Genomic DNA, 22,542 nt, shown 5'->3' on the forward strand with positions numbered 1-22,542 from the left:
GCTAGGCAGAAGTTGCGTCACCCGAGAAGGGGAGGATCAAGCATCCATAGCTACGATGAATGCCAGATAACAACAATATTTAGCAATGAAGAAGGCGTTACATTGATCAGAGAAAAACTGTAATCAAAAAGCGCAGTTTAGCGCCTCATCTCTTTGACTGCAGTGGCCAGTTGGTCGATTGTCCAGGGCTTGCGTAGAAAGGGCACATCCTTAGGTAGTTGTATTTCCAGACCGGTATAGCCAGACATCAAGACGATTGGAAGAAAGGGCCAGCGTTTTGAAACGATATGTGCTAGGTCGATGCCGTTGATGTGTCCGGGCATTCTCACATTCGATACAACCACGCTTACCAAAAGCGCTTTGTCCTCTAGAAAGCTCAGGGCCTCATCAGCTGTACCAAACGCTGCCACCTCAAAACCTTCGTTTTGTAACACGTCGATCATTAGCTCACGAAGCATGACCTCATCTTCCGCTACAAGCGCAATGGGGGGGTAACGCTGTGATGTTTCAGCATTATGTACATCCATTTGACGTAACCCAGTTGAGGTTTACTTAAAGCATAGCTGCTTTATAGAGGACCGCCTGCCAGAGCGGCTTTGAGATCAGTCTTTGGGCAGGACGGCTGACCTCTAGCACTTCAACCTGTGCGTGAGAGGACGGTACGATATTGTCCCGGTGTTGCGCCATGTACCTGAGCAAACCGGCGACTCAGGTGACTGGCGCTGGAAAAGCCACAATCCAGCGTAATCTGAGCAAGCGGCAATGTAGTATTCACCAGCAGCTCTCGAGCCTTGGCTAATCGTCGTGCCAGTACATAACGATGAGGCGGCATACCGAATGAAAGCGTGAACATGCGGCTAAAGTGAAAGGTCGACAAGGCCGCTTCTTCAGCCAGTGTCGACAGCTCAAGCGGTTTATCCAGGTGGGTGTCAATATAGTCGCGGATGCGTCGTCTGACCGATGGTGAAAGGCCGCCGCGCCAGTGTACCTCCTGGCGCGGCCCGCACCCATTGAGCAGCAGATGGCTGACCGCTTCGTGCGCCAGGCTCGAGCACAGCAGGCGCTCTCCAGGTTCCTGCCAGTCACTGCGTTCCAGCGCACGGCAGATGGCAACGAGTGCAGGATCCTCCATGTATGTGCGTTCCTGCAGATGGATCGCCCGGGGTTCCTTGTCCAGAACCCGGATGGTTTCCAGCATCAACTGCTCAGGGGTGATGTACAGATGCATGAAACCCAGCCCTTGCGTAACTGACCAGTCAGAGTCGTGTCCGGCTGGCAGAACACAGAATCGGTCAGGCGCCCCATAGTGGCCCGGCTGGTCGAGGCGAAACGTCTGCCAACCACCTTCCAGATAGAGCGACAAAGTGTGATGATCCGGGCTGCTGTAGCCCAGCACGTCGGCATCGCTGCGATACCACTGCGCCAACGCCATGCCATTGCCCAGCGCAGTATGACGTAGACGGTGTGCATTGGAGGCCTGGTCTAAGGTACGAAACACTTGAAAGTCGTCGGCTTGCTGCATGATCACATCTCCTGGGCTCACATCATAAGGCTTATGAGAGGCGCGAACCGCATTCCAGAATAAAAAGCGCAAGAATGTGCAACCCTTCAACGGACTGACTCACCACACTGGTTTCCTGACCGCTGGAGATCACCATGAACCTTACGCTTTATCTGTTGACTGTTCTGATCTGGGGCACCACTTGGATTGCCATCAAGTTTCAGATCGAATCCGTAGCCATTCCGCTTTCGATTGCCTATCGCTTCGCCCTTGCAGCGCTGGTCCTGTTTCTAATCCTGATACCGACCCGTCGCCTACAGCCATTGGATCAGCGCGGCCAGCTGTTCTGCATGGCTCAAGGTATTTGCCTGTTCTGCCTGAACTTCATCTGCTTTTACTCGGCCAGCCAGTACATAGCCAGTGGGCTGATTGCCGTAGTGTTTTCAACCGCCACACTCTGGAATGCCCTCAACGCACGCCTGTGGTTCAAGCAAACCATCGCGGCCAACGTTTTGGCCGGGGGCGCATTGGGTTTGCTGGGGCTCGCCCTGTTGTTCTGGCCGGAACTGGGCAGCCACACGGCAAGCCATGAGACTTGGCTAGGGCTTGGGCTCTCCTTGTTAGGAACACTGTGCTTTTCAGCGGGCAACATGATTTCGAGTCTGCAACAGCGCGTGGGTATCCGCCCGTTGACGAGCAATGCCTGGGGCATGTTGTACGGCGCCTTGATTCTATTGGTGATCTGCCTTGTACAGGGGGTGCCTTTTACAGTCGACCTTAGTACGCGCTACATCAGTTCGCTGGTTTATTTGGCCGTTCCTGGCTCAGTGATCGGATTTACCGCCTACCTGACCCTGGTTGGCCGTCTGGGTGCTGAGCGGGCGGCCTATTGCACCGTCCTGTTTCCGGTGGTTGCCCTTAACATCTCGGCATGGATGGAAGGATACCAATGGACATGGCCTGCACTGTTTGGGCTGGCGCTGGTACTGCTGGGCAACATCCTGGTATTTCGCAAACCCAAGGGTAGCTCGACCTTGCTGAAACCTGCGACATCAATGGGGCGATAAAAATAAGCAGTTGAAAAACAACGGCTTACTGGGTTTTCCGTTCGTCGGCAGACCGCTTGAAAGTATTTTCACTATCCTTATGTAGGGTCATGCGGGATGCCGAAATCGGGTCCCGGGTTATCGAAACTTGCTGATCTTCAGGAGATTCATCATGACTGGTTTATCCCTTGCACCTTTGTTCCGTAGCACTGTTGGCTTTGATCGTTTCAATGATCTATTTGAGTCGGCGCTGCGTGATTCGGTACCAGGCTATCCGCCTTACAATGTCGAGAAGCACGGCGAAAACGACTATCGCATCGTGATTGCGGCAGCGGGCCTGCATGAAGACGATCTGGATATTCAGGTCGAGCGTGGTGTGCTGACAATAAGTGCCGATCGGCGTGAGCACACCGCTGAAGGTGTGACTTACCTGCACCAAGGTATTGCCCAGCGTGCCTTCAGGCTGTCCTTCCGGCTCGATGAGCACATTGAGGTCAAAGGCGCCAGCCTACGCAATGGCTTGCTCAATATTGATCTGGTTCGCCGGGTGCCGGAAGAAGCAAAGCCAAAGCGCATTACCATTGCCAGTGAAGCGCGTCCTGCACTGAATGACGAAGCGGCATAAGTAACAAAGACAGCAAAGGGCGCCCAACGGCGCCCTTTGCCTGTATAGCGATCTGATTGGAGGACCGGCTTATTCAGCCGGTCCTTGCTGGATCAGGCCGAGGCGGGTGCAGGAACCGACGTATCCGCCAATTGCTTGCCATTCTCATCTCGTAGCTCGACACGCTGTATCTTGCCAACGATGAACAGGTAGCTGAAGACTGCGACTAGCGCGTTGGCACCTACATACACCAACGCCCAGCGGAACGAGCCCGTTACTGCAATGATGTAGCCAATGATAATGGGCGTGGTAATAGAAGCGATGTTGCCAAACGTGTTGAAGAGACCGCCTGAAAGGCCTGCAATCTGCTTGGGTGACGTGTCCGATACAACCGCCCAGCCCAGTGCACCCAATCCCTTTCCGAAGAAAGCCAGCGTCATGAAGCCAACTACCATCCATTCGGCATCCACATAGTTACAGAACACCATTGAGGTGGATAGCAGAAGCCCGCACACGATCGGCAGTTTACGGGAGAAGGTCAGTGTATTGCCGCGACGCAGCAGCCAGTCGGAAATGATGCCGCCTAGTACACCCCCGATAAAACCGCAGATTGCCGGCAAAGAGGCAATGAAACCAGCCTTTAGGATGGTCATCCCACGCTCCTGGACAAGATAGACCGGGAACCAAGTCAGGAAGAAGTAGGTGATGGCATTGATACAATACTGGCCAAGGTAAACACCCAGCATCATGCGATTGGTCAGCAGTTGGCTGATGTAGTGCCATTTGGGGCCGTTGTTGGTACCACGTGCCTGGTCCATGTCGACCAGACCGCCGTTCTTTTCGATGTGTGCAATTTCCGCCGCATTCGCCCGTGGATGATCCTTGGGGTTATAGATCGTTTTCATCCAGATGCCGGAGAAAATGATGCCCAATACACCCATGACAACAAACACATGTTCCCAGCCGAAGCTGTAAACGATCCAGCCCATCAGCGGTGCAAACAATGCCGTTGCGAAGTATTGTGCAGAGTTGAACACGGCCGAAGCGGTACCTCGCTCTGCTGTGGGGAACCAGGCTGCAACGATGCGGGCGTTACCCGGAAATGAAGGCGCTTCGGCAAATCCCACAAGAAAACGTAGAACGAACAGCGTAACCACGGCCCAGGCTACAGGCATCATTCCAACAAAGCCCTGAAGCAGAGTAAACAGTGACCAGATGAAAATACCCGTGGCGTAAACGCGTTTTGAACCGAAACGGTCAAGTAGCCAGCCCCCGGGGATCTGGCCCAGCACATAAGCCCAACCGAAGGCAGAGAAAATATAGCCGAGCGTGACGGCATCGATTCCCAAATCCTTTTGCATACTGGAGCCGCCAATCGAAATGGTGGCTCTATCCGCATAGTTGATCGTTGTTACCAGGAACAGCATCAGGAGAATCAGATAGCGGACCCGGGTTTGCCGTGTATCGCCCATAACGTTCACCTCGATATTTATTGTTGTCGATGATTAGCCTCACCCCGTAGAGCGGTGTGGCAGAAAGGAAGCGAGCTGGAGCTATGCGCCTGAGTGGGTAACAGGCAATAAGCGAGAGGGAAGGGGGAACTGAGTACGCGGTTCGATATGTTTCACGGTTGTTGTCCTTTTTATAGTGATCAGATGGTGCTTTGTCTGATTGCGCAATCATTAAAGGCACTATCACACCAATCGGTTGTGTCTATTGATAACCGATCTTGATGTGATTGCGCAATCATTAAAGTGTAAGAGGCTGACGAATAGTCGCCTGCCGTTGAATCAGGTTGTGGACCGTTCCACAATTGTGAACCCAGTATCCAGTTGTACCGGCTCGGTATGTTGATCAGGGTTTTGAAAGCGCGCCAGCAGAGCCTTCGCAATGAGCTTGCCCATTCGGGCACCATCAACATTCACAGTCGAGAGTGCAGGGTATACATGAGCCGCGCTGGATAGGTCGCCAAATCCTAGAACGGCCAGTTCTTCAGGCACCTTGATCCCCTGACTGGCCGCTTCTGCCAGAATGCCCTGGGCGACTGTATCGGAACTGCATACCACCACTTCAGGAAGCGAGCCACGCCCCTTGAGCTGGCGCAAACCTTCACGACCACTTAACAGCGTGGCAGGCGTTTGCATGATCTCGACAGGTACATCCGTAATGCCTAACGACGCCAGTTGGTCCAGTAGGGCATGTCCACGCTTTAGAGCTCGTATGTCGTCGACCGAAACCAGTCCAAACTGACGATACCCTTTGCCATAGAGATAATCGGCCATAGCGCGCCCAACGGCTTCATGGGAAAAGCCGATTTGCATGTCGATTGGCTCGGTGCCCAGCTCCCATGCTTCAACTACCGGAATAGATGAGCGTGACAGCCGGTCACGGCTCTCTTCGGTGTGAAGCGTACCTGTCAGTACGATTCCATCGGGCCGCCTACCGAGCACGGCTGCCAGAAGCTGCTCTTCCTGTTCGGGAGAGTAGCCGGTCAGACCTATCATCGTCTGGTAACCAGACGCTGTCAGCTGATCGATCAAGGCCTGTACCGTGTCGGCAAAAATGGAGTGTGCAATTGTCGGCAGGAAGATGGCGACCAGCCGACTTTTATTCGAAGCCAGGCCTCCCGCCAACATGTTGGGAACATATCCTGTGGCTTTGACGGCGGCTAAGACCTTTTCCCGAGCGGCCTCGCTTACGATATCTGGGCGATGGAGTGCTCGGGAAACCGTAATGGGTGAGACACCCGCCACCTTGGCAACATCGATCAAGGTCAGGGCGGGAGTACCAGAAGAGGGCCCGGAGGCGGTTTTCGATGATTTTCTTGCCATTACCTTTGAGGCCAACAATGAAGCAGAGCGCCATCTTAACGGCTTGCGCTTTTCTTGTATGCGTTCTCGTGTGTAATCAGAGCTATTGCTGAGCCGTTACCCTTCAGCAGCGCATCCCTCTGCGCTCCAACTGATAATGATGGGCCATTGTTGGGATGAGGCGAAATTCAGCCAAAGTCCGATATGCTGTTGCGGGCTAGCGTTTGATTTGAGGGTTCATACAAGAGCGGCAAGCTATACGCTTGCCGCTGAAGACCTCATTTTTCAGTAAAACGCATTCCGCGAAATGTACGAACCGGGTTACCGCGCTCAATATCATGGTGAAACAAGCGTCTATCCAGTCGCTGAGCTGCCTGGGCGTCGTCGGCGTACTGCGCAAGTTTTTGCTCAATCAATGCCATTGCCAGGCGCTTGTTGGCATGCTGGCTGCGCTCGCTTTGCACCTTGACCGAAAGCCCGCTCTGCACATGAGTAGCCCGAACGGCAGAGTCCGTCTTGTTCACGTGCTGACCGCCGGGCCCTGAGGCCCGCACGTACTCGAAGCGTATCGATCCCGAGGAGGCTGATTCAGGCGGCATAAATACCCTGGCGCCAAAATACCAGTTCTTTCTGCCATGCTTAGGCCGGTAAGGACTTTGGCATATCCAGAGCAGACTGCCGTTCCATCGGCTGGCCAGTGGCTCGCTGCGCTCGCCTTCTAATACCAGAAGTGCAGAGCTAACGGTGCCGCGGTGCTCGCCATCCGACTGCTCAACCACTGACAGCAGCACATCCTCGCGTTCGGCTTCTTTTTCCAGAAGACGAAGCGCCTTGGTTACGGCCAGCTCGCACTCAGCCGGGCCTTGAGCCGATGAGAGTTGCAGGAGTCTCACTGGCAGCACCCCCGTCGCTTGTAGGTCAGCACCGGTTTAAGCCGGGCTATGACCGTGACCAGTGAAGCACCTTGCAGGGTTTCGATGATGCTGTCGATGTCCTTGTACGCTTCTGGCGCTTCCTCGTACATCAACGCCTTGTCCTCGCAGATTACCCGGCTGCCCAAGGACGTGCGCTTCAACTGATCGAACGAGAAGCGGTTAGATAACCGATCACGGCATTCTGTCCTGAGCCATTTTCTGCCGGCACCATGGGCCAGGGAAAATAGACTGACTTCCGAAGGAATCGGTTTGACCAGCCAACTATAGGACCCACGAGAGCCCGGAATGATGACAGGTCCCGCGTCGGCCGGAGTGGCGCCCTTGCGATGCAGCCAGCCCTGCATGTCCTTGAAAGTGGCTGAGGACACAAGGTTATGGTTGATATCCAGTACCTGACAGCCCTCAGCACGCAAATTCGCCAGGAGTCGTCTGGCGATGAGCTGGCGATTGGCCTCGGCATAGCGCAGACCTTGGTCGTGCAGTGCCAGATACTCGAGCCCTTCGGGTGATCTAGGGTCGAGACCAGCATGCCCGAACGCCTCGACATGCCTACGCAAAACCGACTCGCCATAGCCTCGCGATCCGCTGTGCACAAGCAGAAGCAGGGTTTTTCGATCCAGCCCCAGTGAAGCGACCAGCGTTTCGTCATGAACGGTATCGATGGCTTGAAGCTCGGTAAAGTGATTGCCGCCGCCAATCGTGCCCAGAGAGGCTTCATGGCCTGTCCTGGAAAGAGAAAAGGCCTTTACGTCTTCGGCCCAACTGTTGTCCAGTGGCCCGTCGATACTGCCCAGGCGCCGTTCGAGCTTGTCGAGGTTCAGCTTGCCGGCTCGGATATCAGTCTGCCAGAGCGCCATGCCGCAGCCGATATCATTTCCAACCAGGGCTGGATAGATAACATTTTCAGAGAAGAACGCGGCGCCTACTGGGTAGCCACGGCCTGGGTGAAGGTCCGGCATGCCGGAGACCCGGACCATACCAGTCAATCTGGCAGTAGTTTCCAACTGCTGTATTGCAGTACCTTCGATCCAGAGATTATCGGATGCGATAAGGTTGACGCGTTCCGATAGAGTACGAATGCAATTGCCCATAACCAATTCCTGATGGGTAAACAATAATTCAGGGAAAGGCAGGCCGGAGCCGGGCAAAGCATGCGCTAAGTGCGCAGGAAAGCGTTTACGCCTGGCAGGACCTGCAAAGAGTGAAAGCGCGTCGCATGATCAGGCTCCTTGCAAGACAGAAAGAAAAGAAAAACGGATAGTAGTGGCTTAGGTGCAGAAAATCCAGTGCAGAGAAGGTAGCCCCAAGAAGGGCTACCCCGGACAACTCAGCCCTCGGTCGAGGTTTTGGACCGTTGGGCGAAGCTCTTGCGCAGCTTTTGAAGCTTGGGTGGGATTACCGCCATGCAGTACTGGTTGGCGCGCCCGCGCTCTTCCCAATAGTTCTGATGATATCCTTCTGCCGGATACCAAGGCCCCAGTGGCTCGATCGTGGTCACGATGGGCGCTGAGAGACCTTCCTGTGCACGTGCAATCGCCGCTCTGGCCTCGGCTTCCTGTTCGGGGTTTGCCGGGAACAGGGCGGTCCGATACTGCGTACCCATGTCGTTACCCTGTCGGTTGAGCTGGGTCGGGTCATGGGTTGCAAAGTGAATATCGAGCAACTCGCCATAGCTGATCACGTCAGGGTCGTAACCAATACGGATGGCTTCGGCATGGTCGGTATTACCTTCACAGACCTGCTCATACGTAGGGTTGACTGTTTTGCCGCCGGTATAGCCACTCTCGACGGAAACGACTCCGATGACATCCTTGAATACTGCCTCTACGCACCAGAAGCAGCCTCCTGCAACGGTCATGTATTCGGTCGCCATAAAATTCTCCTAAAGCATGGTGTTGGGATGACTGGCTGATCAAACCTGTGCGGAACACGTAACAATTGGTTTGTGCTTACTCTACGCTATTTTGATCAGCGCTTCTGCGGCCAGAGGTTGCAAATATGGTTATGGGTCAAACGTTTGGCGAGTATACGCCTTGCTCTCGTGAAGTCCGGTGGTTGGGCCTTCAGGAATGCGCTCCGCCGTACCGGACACAAAAAAGCCATCCGCGATCTGATCCTGGTTAAGATGGCTTGCAGCACATTCACCTAGGATTGAGATGGTGCCTTGCAGAGGCTATTTCAATAGCTCTGCACCTAGGCCAGATAACGGCGGAACCAGCCCAGTGTTCGCTCCCAGGCCAGCGTTGCGGCGGCCTCGTCATAGCGTGGCGTCGAATCATTATGAAAACCATGGTTCGTGCCGGGATAGATATAGGCTTCATAGGTTTTGCCAGCGGCCTTCAAAGCGCTCTCATAGGCAGGCCAACCTTCATTGATGCGCTCATCTCGCTCAGCATAATGGATGAGTAACGGTGCCTTGATGCGAGGGACATCTTCAACTCTGGGTTGCCGACCATAAAACGGTACGGCTGCCCCGAGTTCGGGATAGGCGACGGCTGCTGCGTTGGCTACGCCTCCGCCATAACAGAAGCCGGTAATCCCTACCTTGCCGGTTGTAAGCTCATGTCCCATAAGCCATTCGACGGCAGCAAAAAAATCGTTCATCAGCTTTTCGGGATTAACGGTTTGCTGAAGCTCGCGCCCCTTGTCGTCATTTCCCGGGTAGCCGCCTACGGAACTCAAGCCATCAGGGGCCAGCGCCACGAATCCCGCCTTTGCCAGGCGTCGCGCAACGTCCTCGATGTAGGGGTTGAGTCCACGGTTTTCATGAGCGACGACAATACCCGGGACCTTTCCCTTGGCCTGCGCAGGTCGCACGAGATAGCCACGGACATGTCCATGCCCTTTAGGTGATGGATAGGAAATGTATTCAGGAATGATCTCAGGATCGGTAAATTCGACTTGCTGTGCCAGTGCATAATCTGGACTCAAGGCGGCAAGAAGCGTCGTGGCGGCCAATCCGCCTACGGCGAACTTACCTGCACGGTCGAGAAACTCCCGGCGATTGATTCGCCCATGCACGTAATAGTCATACAGCTCAAGCAGTTCGGGCGCGAAATCTTTTGCGGTAAGACGGGCCATGCATGTTCTCCTTGTTGAGTGTAGGCGGGGGATAGACCAGGGCTAATGGAGAGCGGACTATAGTTACAGGACTACTTTAGAGTACTTATCGTAAAATCGCTTGGGCAGTAACTCAACCATGTGCTTAGCCCAGATGGATGGGAAAAAAGGCACCCGTGGTCACGCCGTTTGCTCAGCTGGAGAAATGATGGTCGTCTTGCTGCAAGAGCGACCTGAGCTGAGGTAATCGGCAATCGATTACGGGATGACTTCTCTCAGAAAGTCATTTACGGCGCTCAGTATGGCAGCCACGACGAGTTGAACTGGACATGCGCAGAAAGCTACACAGATGCTCATCAACGGTCAGTCCATAGAGAGGCAGACTGCAGCGCTTGATCCGATGCATGACCGGCTCGCTCGTTTAGAGCGTGGCGTTTTGCCTTGACGCAGGGTATACGGCGCATGGAGCGTGATAATTCGGCCAACTGCCAGCGCATGGCAGGAAAAGAGGAATACACCACGTTTCAAGACACAACAGGGACTCATAACAGTCAGGGTCGCCAGGAAAATGTTCGTAGCACTGGCCTTTTTACGACTGGACATCGCTATCGCTGTAAGGTGGTAAGAGCCTATGGCTGACAACAAGAATAGTTTGCCTATATAAGTGGCTGTTTAGCGTCACCCTGCTTGGTAGTGGCTAACGTTATCAAGTTGGTCCAGTCGTAAGAAAACCAATCGGCTTTAATAAGGAGACTGGCACGGAAAGCTTTTCTATCAAACGGCATGAAGCCCTGACTGCTTCTGTCGATTTCCCAGCCCTTTCAGAAACATTTTTACACATATTGGCGATTCAAGGCTGTATCCGAATTCCTCATGCTTTCAGGTCGACTCAGGGAAAGAAGGTGATGACGGGGTGCGCCGCTGTATAGCGCCTGGTCGCGATTATGTTATCGGTGCCAACGCTCACCTCACCTACGCTGAAAAGGCCTCAGAAGCTAAATCAACACCATCATCCGAGGGACATCGGAAGACACGCCTGAGGGGGTCGGCAACGCTTATTCCATAGCGCTAAAGCGCTTTATGGTTCTTCATTGACAGGGATTTTTCTAAAGATTCATGGATACGGTTTATCTTGTTTTAATGCTTTTACTTGTCGCCTCGGCTACTGGGGTGGCGGCTCGCTTTCTACCATCACTGCCCACACCGCTTGTACAGATTGCTTTTGGCGCGCTACTGGCCTGGCCTGCCAGCGGGCTGCATGTGGAGCTGCAGCCTGAGCTGTTCATGCTCCTATTCATTGCCCCGCTTCTATTTGCCGATGCGCGACGGTTCCCGCAGCGCGAATTCATGCTGCTTCGTGGGCCTATTCTGGCATTAGCGCTGGGCCTTGTACTGGTAACCGTGATTGGTGTGGGATATGTGGTTCATTGGTTATTCCCCGGTTTGCCTTTGCCTGTCTGCTTTGCACTGACAGCGATTCTTTCACCTACAGATGCCGTCGCGGTATCGGCTATTTCCGGTCGTCTTCCTGTACCACCGCGGCTAATGCACATTCTTGAGGGCGAGTCGCTCATGAATGATGCATCCGGTCTTGTGGCATTCAAGTTCGCGGTAGCCGCAGCCCTGACCGGTGCGTTCTCTCTGGCACAGGCAACTGTAGGGTTTCTGCTGATTTCCCTGGGTGGGCTACTGGTGGGCGCCTTTCTGGCGCTGGCCTTTAATGTGGTGCGGACCCGTCTGATCGAGCGGCACCTTGGCGAAGCTTCGACGATTCAGATCGTGCTGCTGCTCCTGCTGCTACCCTTTGCGGCGTTTCTGCTGGCGGAGCATTTTCATCTGTCCGGTATTCTCTCCGCTGTGTCAGCGGGTATGGTCATCAACCGGCTTGACCTCAAGCGCCAGGATCAGACTACGTCCCGTATCCAGACGCGCAGTGTCTGGGAAATGCTGGAGTTTGTGCTTAACGCATTGGTCTTTCTACTGCTCGGTTTCCAATTGCCCGAAATCATTGGCGGTGCGCTTAATGCGACGACCAGTGCAGGCACCACGCTACCGTTTATTCAGTTGCTAGGCTTCGTGGCGTTGATTTCGATTGCGCTTCTGGGAATGCGGTTTCTCTGGATCTTCAGCGCTGTACATATGCCTCGGCTGTTGCGGCGCAAGCCAGCACGGTCTGTCTCCGCCCGCGTCTTGTTGGCCGGGACACTGGCCGGTATTCGAGGCACCATCACCTTGGCCGCTGCCCTATCGCTGCCTGAAGTGCTGAATGACGGTACACCGTTTCCGGCCCGCGAATTGCTGATCTTCCTGGCAACCGGCGTCATTCTGTTCACCTTGATCACTGGAAGCGTAGGTCTCCCTTTGGTATTGCGAGGGCTGGATCTGCCTGAAGACAGCCGCGAATATGAGGAGGAACGCCATGCGCGTATTCGTGGGGCCGAGGCGGCAATCCGGCACATTGAAAACTATCACCAAGAAAAAGCGAAGGTACTGGCGGATCACCAAGGGGATGAAGAGATTATCGTCGCGTTCAACGAGATCACCCTCCATCTGATGGACTACTATCACAAGCGTATGGAGATCAATAACCACGAGCTGCCGACCCCGCTTCTCGAAGCGCGACGCGATCTTGAGCGGGAAACGCGTCTGCAGGCGCTCAAGGCGGAGCGCACTGAATACTACAAGCTGCGTAACCGTCACCATATCAATGACAGTACGCTACAAAAGCTGGTGAGAGAGGTGGATCTGATCGAAACCGCTTTGACTGCAAGCGCAACCAGGCAGCATCACTAAATGATGAAAGCAGGCTCCGTAACGTTGGGGCCTGCTTACGCGGCGCTGGTCATTACAAGCGATCAAGCTCCTGATCAATATCAAATCGGTTGATCGCATGGGTAAGCGACCCGGCGCTGTAAGGCTTGGAAATGAGGGGAATATCCTTGAAGCGATCAGGAATTACCGTGTTTTCGCCATAGCCTGTCGCGAAAATGAAGGGATGTTTGGCATCAGCCAACTCGTCTGCAATGGCCAGACTGGTCTCCCCCGATAGATTCACATCCAGTACGACTACGTCGAACTGAGTAAAGCCCAAGGCGCGGCGTGCTTCGTTGACCGTTCCGGCAATCTCCACATCAGCGCCAGCTTCCTGGAGCATTGCCTGTGCATCCAGCGCGATCATCATACTGTCTTCTACAAGCAACAATTTTTTCTCTGCCAACGATTGCGCCGTGACTAGCGTAGGCGCCGTTTTCAGCTCAGTAACATTCCCCACACTCACATGGCGTGCCGGGATCAAAAAACTGCCCTGGACACCTTCGATTCGGTATTCGATCCGGGCCTCACCTTGCAGCTCGAAGGGAATAGTCCGCTCGATAACGACCGATCCAAATCCTCGGCGGGAAGGCGCGCTTACTATCGGCCCTCCGCTTTCACACCACTCGATCCGAAGATCCTGATCACTTACCAGGAACCAGGACACCAGCAAATGCCCGGTCGGGCGGCTCAAGGCGCCATACTTGACCGCATTGGTCATCATTTCATGGAAAACCAGTGCCAGCGTCTGATAGGCCCGTGCATCCAGGATGACCGAGGGACCGGAAAACATCACACGATCCTGCGCACCGTAAGCCCAAGCCTGTGCTTCGGCTTCCACCAAGTGGAGCAATGGCGCCGAGGCCCAGCCAACCTGATTCATCTGATCATGCGCCTGAGCAAGGGCATTGATGCGATGCTCGAGATCTACTGTAAAGTCTTTGATGGATGTGGTCTGCTGACCACTCTGACGGACCACTGCCCGAATCAGACTAAGAATATTCTTGACCCGATGGTTGAGCTCGGCAATGAGCAGCGATTGGCTTTCCTGGGCGACCTGCCGCTCCTGCGCAATCAACTCGGCACGCCGAAGGATTACTTCCAGAAGCGAGATGCGCAAGGTCTCGGCAATCTGTTTTTCATCGGAGCGCCAGGGTAGCGACTGCCCTCCAACTGTTTGTTTCCAGGCCTCAAAGCTTTTACGTGGGCTGATGCGCTCGCCCGGCGTAACCGGTTTGTCTGGATTGCCTCCCCAGGTGATGGTCTGCACGAATTCACGACGGAAAAATAGCAAATAGTCTCGGGGGGATCGAGAGAAGGGTATCGCCAGTACCCCGCTGACGGCCTGCGCATAAGCCCGGGCGGGAGAAAAGAGTTTGCTCAGTTCATGGGTGGCGAGTACCGCATTGGAACTGCCCATACTCAGAAACTGGATCAGCGACTCTACCATTTCAGGTGGCGGCGTAATGCCAAAGCCGGTGAAACGGCTGTCCGACCATACCCCGATGCCGTCACAAGGAATGATGTCATTCAAATTTCCGGCATAGGCGGCCAGATTATCGAATAACGTCTCACGCGGTGACATGCTGGCGATCAGCCGGTCATGCGCCTCATGCGCGCTGCTGACCAAGCGCAGCTCATCCTGATGCTCCCTCGCTTCCAGCTGAAGCGACAGCACCTGCCCAAACAGTTCCGCGGCAGCACTCATGGGACCGCTCAAGCGATAAGGCTCACTATGGTGGCAGGCAATCAGGCCCCATAGTTCTTCCCCCCGCATAATGGAAACGGTCATCGTGGCTCGCACGTTCATGTTGTGCAGATACTCGATGTGTACGGGCGAGACGCTGCGCAAGGTAGCAAGGCTGAGGTCCAGGGGTAGGCCATCCGGACCGAAGCCTGGTACCAATGGAACGGGCATATAAGCTGTATCGGTAATTACACGTAGCCATTGACGCTTGTAGAGCGCTCGGGCCTGAGCCGGAATATCCGAGGCGGGATAATGCAGCCCGAGAAAAGCATCCATGCCGGGCCTTACCGCCTCAGCAATGACCTGGCCGGAGTTATCGTGTAAAAACTTGTAGATCATGACCCGGTCGTAGCTGGTGAATGCCTTGATCTGCTGGGCCGCCTGTTTCAGGAAGCGGTCAAGGGTCGGAGCGCGCTTGAGCCGCCCGATCAGGCCTTTGACGAGCGTGACAGGGTCGGCCGTCGCGGTGTTATCCAAGCTTGGCGTGCCCTCGATGATGGCTATCCCGCCCGAGACATGAACGGCCATGTCGTAAGGTACGTCGCTGTTATCCAGCGCCATGCGGTTAAGGCGCTCTGCCGTGCCAGACAGCATCGTCGTCTGCAGAAGATTACGTAGCGAGTGAACGGCTTCCAGGGGCAGTACCTGCTCAAGATCAAGCCCGAGCAGATAGTCGGGTGAGTATCCTTTGAGGTAGTCAGCCGTGTTGGCTGAGGCCTGAATGATTTTCCAATCCGGCAGGCTGCATCCCAAAAGAAATCCATGTGGCTGAATAGAGCCAGGGATATGGATAGGTTCACGTTCACAGACGCTTAGATCCATACCCTCGGATACGGACTGGTACGACTCACTCACAGACGAGAGCCTCCTAAAACAAACGTTTAATTTGACACGTTGTATGTGAAAAACACGCAAAGAAAGATCGGTGGTAAGGAGAGCGGGATAAAGCGCTACGTGAGCGAGCCCTATCCTTAGAGCCGCTTTCATGAGCATAACAGTGAGCTGATCTGATCTCAGTGCGATCAGACTGCTGGTCAAGCCATACCATGCAAAGCCCCTATAGAAGAGCTTTAGGATGCGCTTTGCTATAGCCTATGATTGTCCCAGTACTTATTGCACCTACTAATACGTGAACCTTATCTCAATTTACTATTATCGCGATAATTAAATTAGAGTGGCTGCAATCTGTCGCCTGTGTTGGACTTAAGGCATAAGTTCACGGTCATAACCCCCTGTATGGATAGAAGCCGGACGTTTGTGGACGAATGGCATAAAGCTATCACGGTGGCGGTCGATAACCTGACGCAATCCTATCTTCTATTTGTACCGCCAAGTGGTGACTTCGCTAGCAATACCTCCGGCTCAATGCGCCGCTGTTGCTGCTGACTACGAGCTTGCCGTCTGATGAGAGTAATTGGCTCATGAGTGATTTATACACCAGCGACTTGATGGCCGAGGCTGAGCGAATCGCCGTTCTCAAAGCGCTTGGAATACTCGATACCGAGGCCGAAGCTGTATTCGATCAGGTAACGCAGCTGCTCTCTGATGCGCTTGATCTGCCCATTACGCTTGTTTCGCTGGTAGATGCGGAGCGGCTATGGTTCAAATCCAAACTAGGCGTTTCCATTAACGAAATGCCTCGCGAGAGGGCCTTTTGCTCTTATGCCATCCAGCGGCGCGGCCCGCTTGTTGTAAACAATGCGCTGGAAGATCCTCGCTTTTCCCACAATCCCCTGGTCATCGGAGAGCCTTATATTCGGTTCTATGCAGGCGTTCCGGTCAACAGTATCGACGGTCATCCACTGGGTACGCTCTGCGCGATTGATACCTATCCGCGAGTCTTGACGGACCAGCAGCTGGAGACCCTTGAGGCCCTGGCCGGAGTCATCAGTCGAGAAATTCAGCGGCGTGAATCGGCTGTTCAGACCTGGCAGCAACTACAGCAGTCCACTGCCCAGCTCAAGGCTAGCGAGGCCAGGTTTCGCACGATCTTCGAGCGGGCAGGCGTGGGGATCTCACTATTGACGCCGACAGGGCAGTGGCTTGATATCAACGAGACGTTTTGCGCCATGCTGGGATTCCAGCGTGATGAAGTGCTGAGCATGAATTTTGCCGAGCTCAGCCATGCTGATGACATGGCTCAAGACCTTGAGCTGCTGAATCAGTTGCGTAAGGGAGAGATCGACCGGTACGAAATCGAGAAGCGTTACCGGCACAAGAACGGAGAGCACCGTTGGGTACGGTTGACGTGTACCCGGCATGTCAATGATCAGGGTGAGCTGGATTATTACGTCCGTGTTGGACAGGATATTCAAGCCCGCAAGGAGGCCGAGTTGTCACTGGCGGCACTGCACCATGATCTGGAGCAGCGTATCAATGTCCGAACCCAGGATCTGCAGCAGGCCAATGAGCGACTGACCGAAACACTCGAACAGAAGGAGCAGTCCGAGCAGGCTCTTCGCAAGCGTGAAGCCGAGCTGAGTGCGGTGCTTGAGAATAGCAGTGATGCCTATGTCAGCATGAACGAAGCCGGCCGTATCGTAGACTGGAACCGCAAGGCGGAGGCACTGTTCGGCTGGAGCCGTGAGGATGCCGTCGGGCAGCCAGTAGATCGGCTCATTATGACCTCATCCATCGGTGATCACTACCAGGCCGGTCTTAGCCGTTATCTTTCTGGGGAAATGGACCTGGGCGAGGGGGCTGCACTTGAAATTATGGTGCACCACCGTAACGGCGCACGTATCCCTGTAGAGCTCAAGGTGACAGCTGTTGATGCTCTAGACCATAAGCTTTACAGCGCTTTTCTGCATGACATCTCTGAACGCCGAGCCGAGCAGGAGCGCCGGGAACGCGAAGCGCTGGAGGACAGCCTGACGGGGCTACCAAACCGGCGTGCCTTGTACAAACGATTGAAAAGTCAGCTTGGCGCTAAGCCTACGCTGGCCAATCCCCTCTTGCTGCTCTGCATGGACCTTGATAATTTCAAGCCGGTAAATGACACGCTGGGTCATGCGGCCGGTGATCGGGTCCTTATGGAAATCGCGCATCGATTAAAGAGCAGTCTGGGACGTGAGACATTCGTTGCGCGCATGGGAGGAGACGAGTTCGTTATCCTCCTGCGAGGAGTGACCGGACGCTCCGCTATCGAGCAGCTCTGTGAAAGAATTCTGGCCGCTATTATCGAGCCTGTGCAGATTGGCGATCAGGAGGTCATCATCGGCAGCAGTATCGGTATCGTGTGCGCGCCACAGGATGGTCAACGGACCGATGAACTGCTCAGGCTTGGCGATATCGCCTTGTATGAAGCCAAGGCTGCCGGCCGGAACACCTGGCAATTCTATTCCGAGGAGATGAATACCCGTATTCTGGCCCGCCGCCGAATAGAAAGTGATCTGAAGCTGGCCTTGCAACGGGATGAGCTACGCCTGGAGTTTCAGCCCCGCTTCGACACGGCGCAAAAGCGCATGGTTGGAGCTGAGGCTCTGGTGCGTTGGGAACATCCCATTCGGGGCTACCTGGGGCCTTACCATTTCATTACTGTTGCGGAGGAGACCGGCCTGATTGTCTTCTTGAGTGACTGGGTGATGCGCAAAGCCTGCCTTGAGGCATTGGAGTGGGCGCCGGATACATTTGTCTCGGTGAATCTTTCTCCCCTTGAGTTCAAGCGCAGCGATGTAGTCGCCCGGGTTATGGCCGTTCTGAAGGAAACGGGGCTGCCGCCTCATCAGCTTGAGCTGGAAATCACCGAAGGCGTCGTCTTGGATAATGCCAATTCGGCGCGCGAAGTCATGCATCGACTCAAGGCCCTGGGTGTTCGCCTGGCCATGGATGACTTTGGAACCGGCTATTCATCCCTGAGCTATCTTCATACCTATCCTTTCGATGGAATCAAGATCGACCGCAGCTTTATCGCCGGGTTGGATACCTCGTCAAATGGGGAAGCGGTTATCGAGGCCATTATCGGATTGGGTCGTGCACTGTCATTGACCGTCACGGCGGAAGGGGTTGAAACCCAACGGCAGATGGACGTATTGGCCCGGTTGAAGTGTAACCAGGCGCAGGGTTACTACCTTGCTCGTCCGATGCGAATCGAGGCGCTGAAGGCCCTGATGGATTCTCTGCTTTAGGAAAAGAAGGGCACCGTATAGTGCCCTTTGGTCTCAGCATGCCGGTTGAATGATACCGGAGCACTCGCCAAATCCGATCGAGGCATAACCTTCACGGTGGCAACGGGCCCGCAGGATAACCTCGTCACCATCCTCCAAGAACGTGCGGATTTCACCGTTGGGTAGCGTTAGCGGCTGCTTGCCTCCTACGGTTGTTTCCAGCAGGCTTCCATAGCTGTCCGGTTGTTCCCCTGAAAGCGTACCGGAACCGAAAAGATCCCCCGGCTGCAAGCTACATCCATTCACGGTATGGTGAGTAACAAGCTGCGACAGGGTCCAGTACATGTTCAGGCTATTGCTCAAGGCCACGCGTTGAGCTGGCAGATTCTGCTCACGCATGGCTGCTGTACGCAGTAATACTTCCAGCTCAATGTTCAGCGCGCCCGTTTCCTGGTCGGTTGGATCAAGCAGATAGGAGAGCGGCTGAGGATCACCAGCCGGCCGGGACGGTTGCGCGCAGCGGAACGGATCCAGGGCTTCGGCGGTAACCACCCAAGGGGAAACCGTCGTAGCAAAACTTTTGGACAGGAACGGGCCCAGCGGTTGGTATTCCCACGCTTGGATATCACGAGCCGACCAGTCATTGAGCAGGCATAGCCCGGCAATATGGTCCTTGGCATCGCCAATTGAGATGGCCTCGCCCCGAGCATTGCCTCGGCCTATCCAGACTCCGAGTTCCAACTCGTAGTCCAGGCGCTTGCAGGGACCAAACACCGGCTCGCTCTGCCCTGGTGGAAGTGTTTGTCCTTTCGGCCTTATGATAGGCGCTCCGGATACGTCAATGGTGGATGCCCGCCCGTGATAGCCGATGGGAACATATTTGTAATTGGGGAGCAGTGGATTATCCGGGCGAAACAGTTTGCCCACGTTCGTGGCGTGATGGATTCCTACATAAAAATCAGTGTAGTCACCGACCTTGGCTGGCATATGCAACTGGCAGCTCTTCATCGGGCGCAATAACGTATCGCCCAGCGCGTGCATGCGCGTGCGGTGCAGGCTCGATTCGTCCAGTAATGCCAGCAGCTCTTCCCGTAGAGCTCGGCGCTCGGTTGCATCCAACGCAAAAAAGGCGTTTAGCGTGGTACCTGCTGCGTGTTCGGCGGCACACTGTGCCGCGCTGCTGAACAGACCCGCCTCGCAGGCAACACGCATGTCCAGAATATAGTCCCCAATCGCGACACCGCCCCTGGGCGTCTCGTCAGGAGGGCTGAACACGCCGTGGGGCAGATTCTGTAAGGGAAAATCGCTATGGCTGTTGGCAGAGGCTACCCAACTCAGACGTGGATTCTCGGTTCTCATAGAGGGTCCTCCCGGTGAAACGTCTTGCCCAACCCTGACCAGCACGCGTCATAGTCAGCCTGTAAGGTTGCGGTTTCCAGAGCATGACGGGTGGGTCTTAATACCGGCCCGGTCTCAAACATGAAGGCCATGGTATTATCGATTTTGTGTGGCTTCAGCTCGGCATTGATCGCCTGGGTCGTCGATACATGATCCGGCCCATGAGCACTCATGCAGCTGTGCAAGGAGGCTCCGCCCGGTGAGAAACCATCGGCCTTTGCATCATAGGCACCCTGGATAAGTCCCATGAATTCATTCATCAGGTTGCGATGGAACCAGGGCGGCCGGAAGGTATTTTCGGCCACCATCCAGCGTGGCGGGAAAATCACGAAATCGATATTTGCCATTCCGTGAGTGCTGCTCGGTGAGGTCAGGACTGTAAAAATGGACGGATCGGGGTGATCGAAACTGACGGTACCGATGGTATTGAAGCGGCGTAGATCATACTTGTAGGGTACGTTGTTGCCGTGCCAGGCCACAACGTCCAGAGGTGAGTGATCCAGCGTGGTCGACCATAGTTCGCCCAGGTATTTCTGTACCAGTTCGGTTGCCTCATCACGCTCTTCGTAAGAGGCCACTGGAGCCATAAAATCGCGTGGATTGGCCAGACCATTACTGCCAATGGGTCCCAGGTCCGGCAGACGAAGCGCCTGTCCGTGGTTTTCACAGACATACCCGCTGGCCGCGCCATCGAGCAGTTCGACGCGAAAGCGCATGCCTCGGGGTATAACCGCAATCTCCAGTGGTCCGATCTGTAGAATGCCTAGCTCAGTTGCCAGGCGCAGTCGTCCGGCCTGGGGAACCACCAACCACTCGCCATCGGCATTGAAGAAGACTCGAGACATTGAGCTGTTGGCTGCATAGCGGTAGACGCTTACGCCCGTAGTCTGCGCCGCATCGTGAGTAGCCGTCAGGCATTCCAGCCCGTCGATGAAATCGGTCTGGATCTGCGGCTGGGCGATTGGATTCCAGCGTAGGCGATTGGGTGTTACTTCACCGAGGCCGCCATGTGCCAGCTGCCGGTCAAGGCGCTTATATTTTGAATGGTTAGCCGACGGGCGAATCCGGTAGAGCCAGGTACGCCGGGCTTCCGTGCGCGGAACGGTGAAGGCAGTTCCTGATAACAGTTCGGTATAAAGACCGTATGGGACCTTTTGAGGTGAGTTCTGCCCAACCGGCAGTGCTCCTGGAAGCGCTTCGCTGGCAGATTCGTTTCCAAAGCCGGACTGATAGGGAAGGGTATCCAGGCCCTGTGCATGTACGTTCATGGCTTGATTCTCATTCTGGGCATGTCCGACAGGGCAGCCGGCGTACCGGCCGCCCATGACCTTACTCGGTAGTTAGCACGCCACGGCGTATCTGGTCGCGCTCGATCGACTCGAACAATGCCTTGAAATTGCCTTCGCCAAAGCCGCTATCACCCTTGCGCTGGATAAATTCGAAGAACACCGGGCCCAACAGCGTTTCGGAGAAGATCTGCAGCAGCAGGCGACGCTCACCCCCTTCGGAGGTACCATCCAGTAGGATGCCCCGCGAGCGAAGCTCTCCAGTTGGTTCGCCATGGTTGGGCACGCGGCCTTCAAGCATCTCGTAGTAGGTCTCTGGTGGTGCTGTCATGAAGCGGGTGCCGCAGGCCTTGAGCGCATCCCAGGTCTTGATGAGATCATCGGTCAGAAAGGCAACATGCTGGATACCTTCGCCGTTGAACTGCATGAGAAACTCCTCGATCTGGCCCGCCCCCTTGGAAGACTCTTCGTTCAGCGGAATCCGTACCATGCCGTCTGGCGCAGTCATGGCTTTGGAGGTCAGACCGGTGTATTCACCCTTGATGTCGAAGTAACGAATCTCGCGGAAGTTGAACAGCTTCTCGTAGAAGTCTGCCCAATAGGCCATACGGCCCCGATACACGTTATGGGTCAGGTGGTCGATGATCTTTAAACCAGCCCCGACCGGCTTGCGATCAACACCGTCGAGGAAAACGAAGTCGATGTCATAGATTGAACTGCCTTCCTCGAAACGATCGATCAGGTACAGCGGTGCGCCACCGATGCCCTTGATGGCTGGCAAGCGAAGCTCCATCGGACCGGTAGGAATGTCTACGGCTTGAGCGCCGATTTCCAGTGCCTTGTAGTAAGCCTGGTGAGCATCACGCACACGAAAGGCCATACCGCACACGGAAGGGCCATGTTCAGCAGCAAAATAGGCCGCATGGCTCTTGGGTTCACGGTTGACAATGGCATTGATATCACCCTGACGATACAGCGAAACGTCCTTGGAACGGTGATTGGCTACGTGGGTAAAACCAATACTTTCCAGTACAGGCTCGATGACGTTAGGGGTCGGGGAGGCGAACTCAATGAACTCGAAACCCATGAGGCCCATGGGGTTTTCAAATAGATCGGCCATGACAGGCTCCTGCATAAACAAATGGATTAGGTAAGGAAAGTCAGTACCCAGACCATGGCGGCGCGCAGGAGAGGCCACGGGTGCTGCGAGCCAGGTGGTCGCCCATTAGAAGCTTGAA

The 22,542-nt window shown here is 54.9% G+C and carries 16 protein-coding genes; 4 read left to right on the plus strand and 12 right to left on the minus strand.

Features of this window, described 5'->3' with window-relative positions; genetic code table 11:
- Positions 1–137: 137 nt before the first annotated feature.
- Complete coding sequence (locus tag EAW52_RS21530; RefSeq protein WP_122044000.1) at positions 138–527, minus strand: response regulator; 390 nt, start codon at positions 525–527, stop codon at positions 138–140.
- Positions 528–637: 110 nt separating this feature from the next.
- On the minus strand, positions 638–1,522 hold the full coding sequence (locus EAW52_RS21535; protein ID WP_122044001.1) for an AraC family transcriptional regulator: 885 nt from the start codon (positions 1,520–1,522) through the stop codon (positions 638–640).
- A gap of 134 nt (positions 1,523–1,656) precedes the next feature.
- Here EAW52_RS21535 and EAW52_RS21540 point away from each other — a divergent pair, with 134 nt between their 5' ends.
- Together EAW52_RS21540 and EAW52_RS21545 are read left to right on the plus strand one after the other, a co-directional pair.
- Positions 1,657–2,568, plus strand: coding sequence for a DMT family transporter (locus tag EAW52_RS21540; protein ID WP_122044002.1), 912 nt, complete (start codon positions 1,657–1,659; stop codon positions 2,566–2,568).
- A 151-nt stretch (positions 2,569–2,719) separates the two neighbouring features.
- Entirely contained in the window at positions 2,720–3,172 is a 453-nt protein-coding gene (locus tag EAW52_RS21545; protein WP_010798739.1) for an Hsp20 family protein, read from the plus strand.
- Between the two features lie 92 nt (positions 3,173–3,264).
- On the opposite strand, the gene EAW52_RS21550 is transcribed toward EAW52_RS21545, so the two are convergent.
- The 6 genes from EAW52_RS21550 to yghX form a co-directional block, all read right to left on the minus strand.
- Positions 3,265–4,623 carry an MFS transporter gene (locus EAW52_RS21550; RefSeq protein WP_019366131.1) on the minus strand — a complete coding sequence of 453 codons (1,359 nt, stop codon included), beginning with the start codon at positions 4,621–4,623 and terminating at the stop codon, positions 3,265–3,267.
- A gap of 318 nt (positions 4,624–4,941) precedes the next feature.
- Positions 4,942–5,982: a LacI family DNA-binding transcriptional regulator gene (locus EAW52_RS21555; RefSeq protein ID WP_122044003.1), complete on the minus strand. Its 1,041-nt coding sequence runs from the start codon at positions 5,980–5,982 to the stop codon at positions 4,942–4,944.
- A 257-nt stretch (positions 5,983–6,239) separates the two neighbouring features.
- A complete protein-coding gene (prfH, locus tag EAW52_RS21560; RefSeq protein ID WP_122044886.1) occupies positions 6,240–6,854 on the minus strand; it encodes a peptide chain release factor H in 615 nt (204 codons plus the stop codon).
- Positions 6,851–7,987, minus strand: a complete 1,137-nt coding sequence (locus tag EAW52_RS21565) for an RNA ligase RtcB family protein (RefSeq protein ID WP_122044004.1) — start codon at positions 7,985–7,987, stop codon at positions 6,851–6,853. Before EAW52_RS21565 ends, prfH begins: the two co-directional genes overlap by 4 nt.
- A gap of 236 nt (positions 7,988–8,223) precedes the next feature.
- Entirely contained in the window at positions 8,224–8,769 is a 546-nt protein-coding gene (gene msrA, locus EAW52_RS21570) for a peptide-methionine (S)-S-oxide reductase MsrA (protein WP_010798734.1), read from the minus strand.
- Between the two features lie 320 nt (positions 8,770–9,089).
- Positions 9,090–9,977 carry a YghX family hydrolase gene (yghX, locus tag EAW52_RS21575; RefSeq protein ID WP_122044005.1) on the minus strand — a complete coding sequence of 296 codons (888 nt, stop codon included), beginning with the start codon at positions 9,975–9,977 and terminating at the stop codon, positions 9,090–9,092.
- 1,095 nt (positions 9,978–11,072) lie between these two features.
- Between yghX and EAW52_RS21585 the strand changes: the two genes are divergently transcribed.
- Positions 11,073–12,749: a Na+/H+ antiporter gene (locus tag EAW52_RS21585; protein WP_162997680.1), complete on the plus strand. Its 1,677-nt coding sequence runs from the start codon at positions 11,073–11,075 to the stop codon at positions 12,747–12,749.
- A gap of 52 nt (positions 12,750–12,801) precedes the next feature.
- On the opposite strand, the gene EAW52_RS21590 is transcribed toward EAW52_RS21585, so the two are convergent.
- Positions 12,802–15,369, minus strand: a complete 2,568-nt coding sequence (locus EAW52_RS21590) for an HWE histidine kinase domain-containing protein (protein ID WP_122044007.1) — start codon at positions 15,367–15,369, stop codon at positions 12,802–12,804.
- A gap of 566 nt (positions 15,370–15,935) precedes the next feature.
- On the opposite strand from EAW52_RS21590, the gene EAW52_RS21595 reads away from it, so the two are divergent.
- Entirely contained in the window at positions 15,936–18,641 is a 2,706-nt protein-coding gene (locus tag EAW52_RS21595; RefSeq protein ID WP_122044008.1) for an EAL domain-containing protein, read from the plus strand.
- Positions 18,642–18,674: 33 nt separating this feature from the next.
- Here EAW52_RS21595 and fahA read toward each other — a convergent pair whose 3' ends face one another.
- The 3 genes from fahA to hppD form a co-directional block, all read right to left on the minus strand.
- Positions 18,675–19,979, minus strand: a complete 1,305-nt coding sequence (fahA, locus tag EAW52_RS21600; protein WP_122044009.1) for a fumarylacetoacetase — start codon at positions 19,977–19,979, stop codon at positions 18,675–18,677.
- Positions 19,976–21,286, minus strand: coding sequence for a homogentisate 1,2-dioxygenase (gene hmgA / locus EAW52_RS21605; protein ID WP_122044010.1), 1,311 nt, complete (start codon positions 21,284–21,286; stop codon positions 19,976–19,978). Before hmgA ends, fahA begins: the two co-directional genes overlap by 4 nt.
- 61 nt (positions 21,287–21,347) lie before the next feature.
- A complete protein-coding gene (gene hppD / locus EAW52_RS21610) occupies positions 21,348–22,424 on the minus strand; it encodes a 4-hydroxyphenylpyruvate dioxygenase (RefSeq protein ID WP_122044011.1) in 1,077 nt (358 codons plus the stop codon).
- Positions 22,425–22,542: the final 118 nt, after the last annotated feature.

Origin of the sequence: Pseudomonas sp. LTJR-52 (assembly GCF_003691465.1) — a bacterium.
Classification (GTDB): Bacteria; Pseudomonadota; Gammaproteobacteria; order Pseudomonadales; family Pseudomonadaceae; genus Chryseomonas; species Chryseomonas luteola.

Coding starts and splice junctions, on each gene's coding strand:
- EAW52_RS21530 (WP_122044000.1), bottom strand. CDS start 527: ATGGATGTACATAATGCTGAAACATCACAGCGTTACCCCCCCATTGCG.
- EAW52_RS21535 (WP_122044001.1), bottom strand. CDS start 1,522: ATGCAGCAAGCCGACGACTTTCAAGTGTTTCGTACCTTAGACCAGGCC.
- EAW52_RS21540 (WP_122044002.1), top strand. CDS start 1,657: ATGAACCTTACGCTTTATCTGTTGACTGTTCTGATCTGGGGCACCACT.
- EAW52_RS21545 (WP_010798739.1), top strand. CDS start 2,720: ATGACTGGTTTATCCCTTGCACCTTTGTTCCGTAGCACTGTTGGCTTT.
- EAW52_RS21550 (WP_019366131.1), bottom strand. CDS start 4,623: ATGGGCGATACACGGCAAACCCGGGTCCGCTATCTGATTCTCCTGATG.
- EAW52_RS21555 (WP_122044003.1), bottom strand. CDS start 5,982: ATGGCAAGAAAATCATCGAAAACCGCCTCCGGGCCCTCTTCTGGTACT.
- EAW52_RS21565 (WP_122044004.1), bottom strand. CDS start 7,987: ATGGGCAATTGCATTCGTACTCTATCGGAACGCGTCAACCTTATCGCA.
- msrA (WP_010798734.1), bottom strand. CDS start 8,769: ATGGCGACCGAATACATGACCGTTGCAGGAGGCTGCTTCTGGTGCGTA.
- yghX (WP_122044005.1), bottom strand. CDS start 9,977: ATGGCCCGTCTTACCGCAAAAGATTTCGCGCCCGAACTGCTTGAGCTG.
- EAW52_RS21585 (WP_162997680.1), top strand. CDS start 11,073: ATGGATACGGTTTATCTTGTTTTAATGCTTTTACTTGTCGCCTCGGCT.
- EAW52_RS21595 (WP_122044008.1), top strand. CDS start 15,936: ATGAGTGATTTATACACCAGCGACTTGATGGCCGAGGCTGAGCGAATC.
- fahA (WP_122044009.1), bottom strand. CDS start 19,979: ATGAGAACCGAGAATCCACGTCTGAGTTGGGTAGCCTCTGCCAACAGC.
- hmgA (WP_122044010.1), bottom strand. CDS start 21,286: ATGAACGTACATGCACAGGGCCTGGATACCCTTCCCTATCAGTCCGGC.
- hppD (WP_122044011.1), bottom strand. CDS start 22,424: ATGGCCGATCTATTTGAAAACCCCATGGGCCTCATGGGTTTCGAGTTC.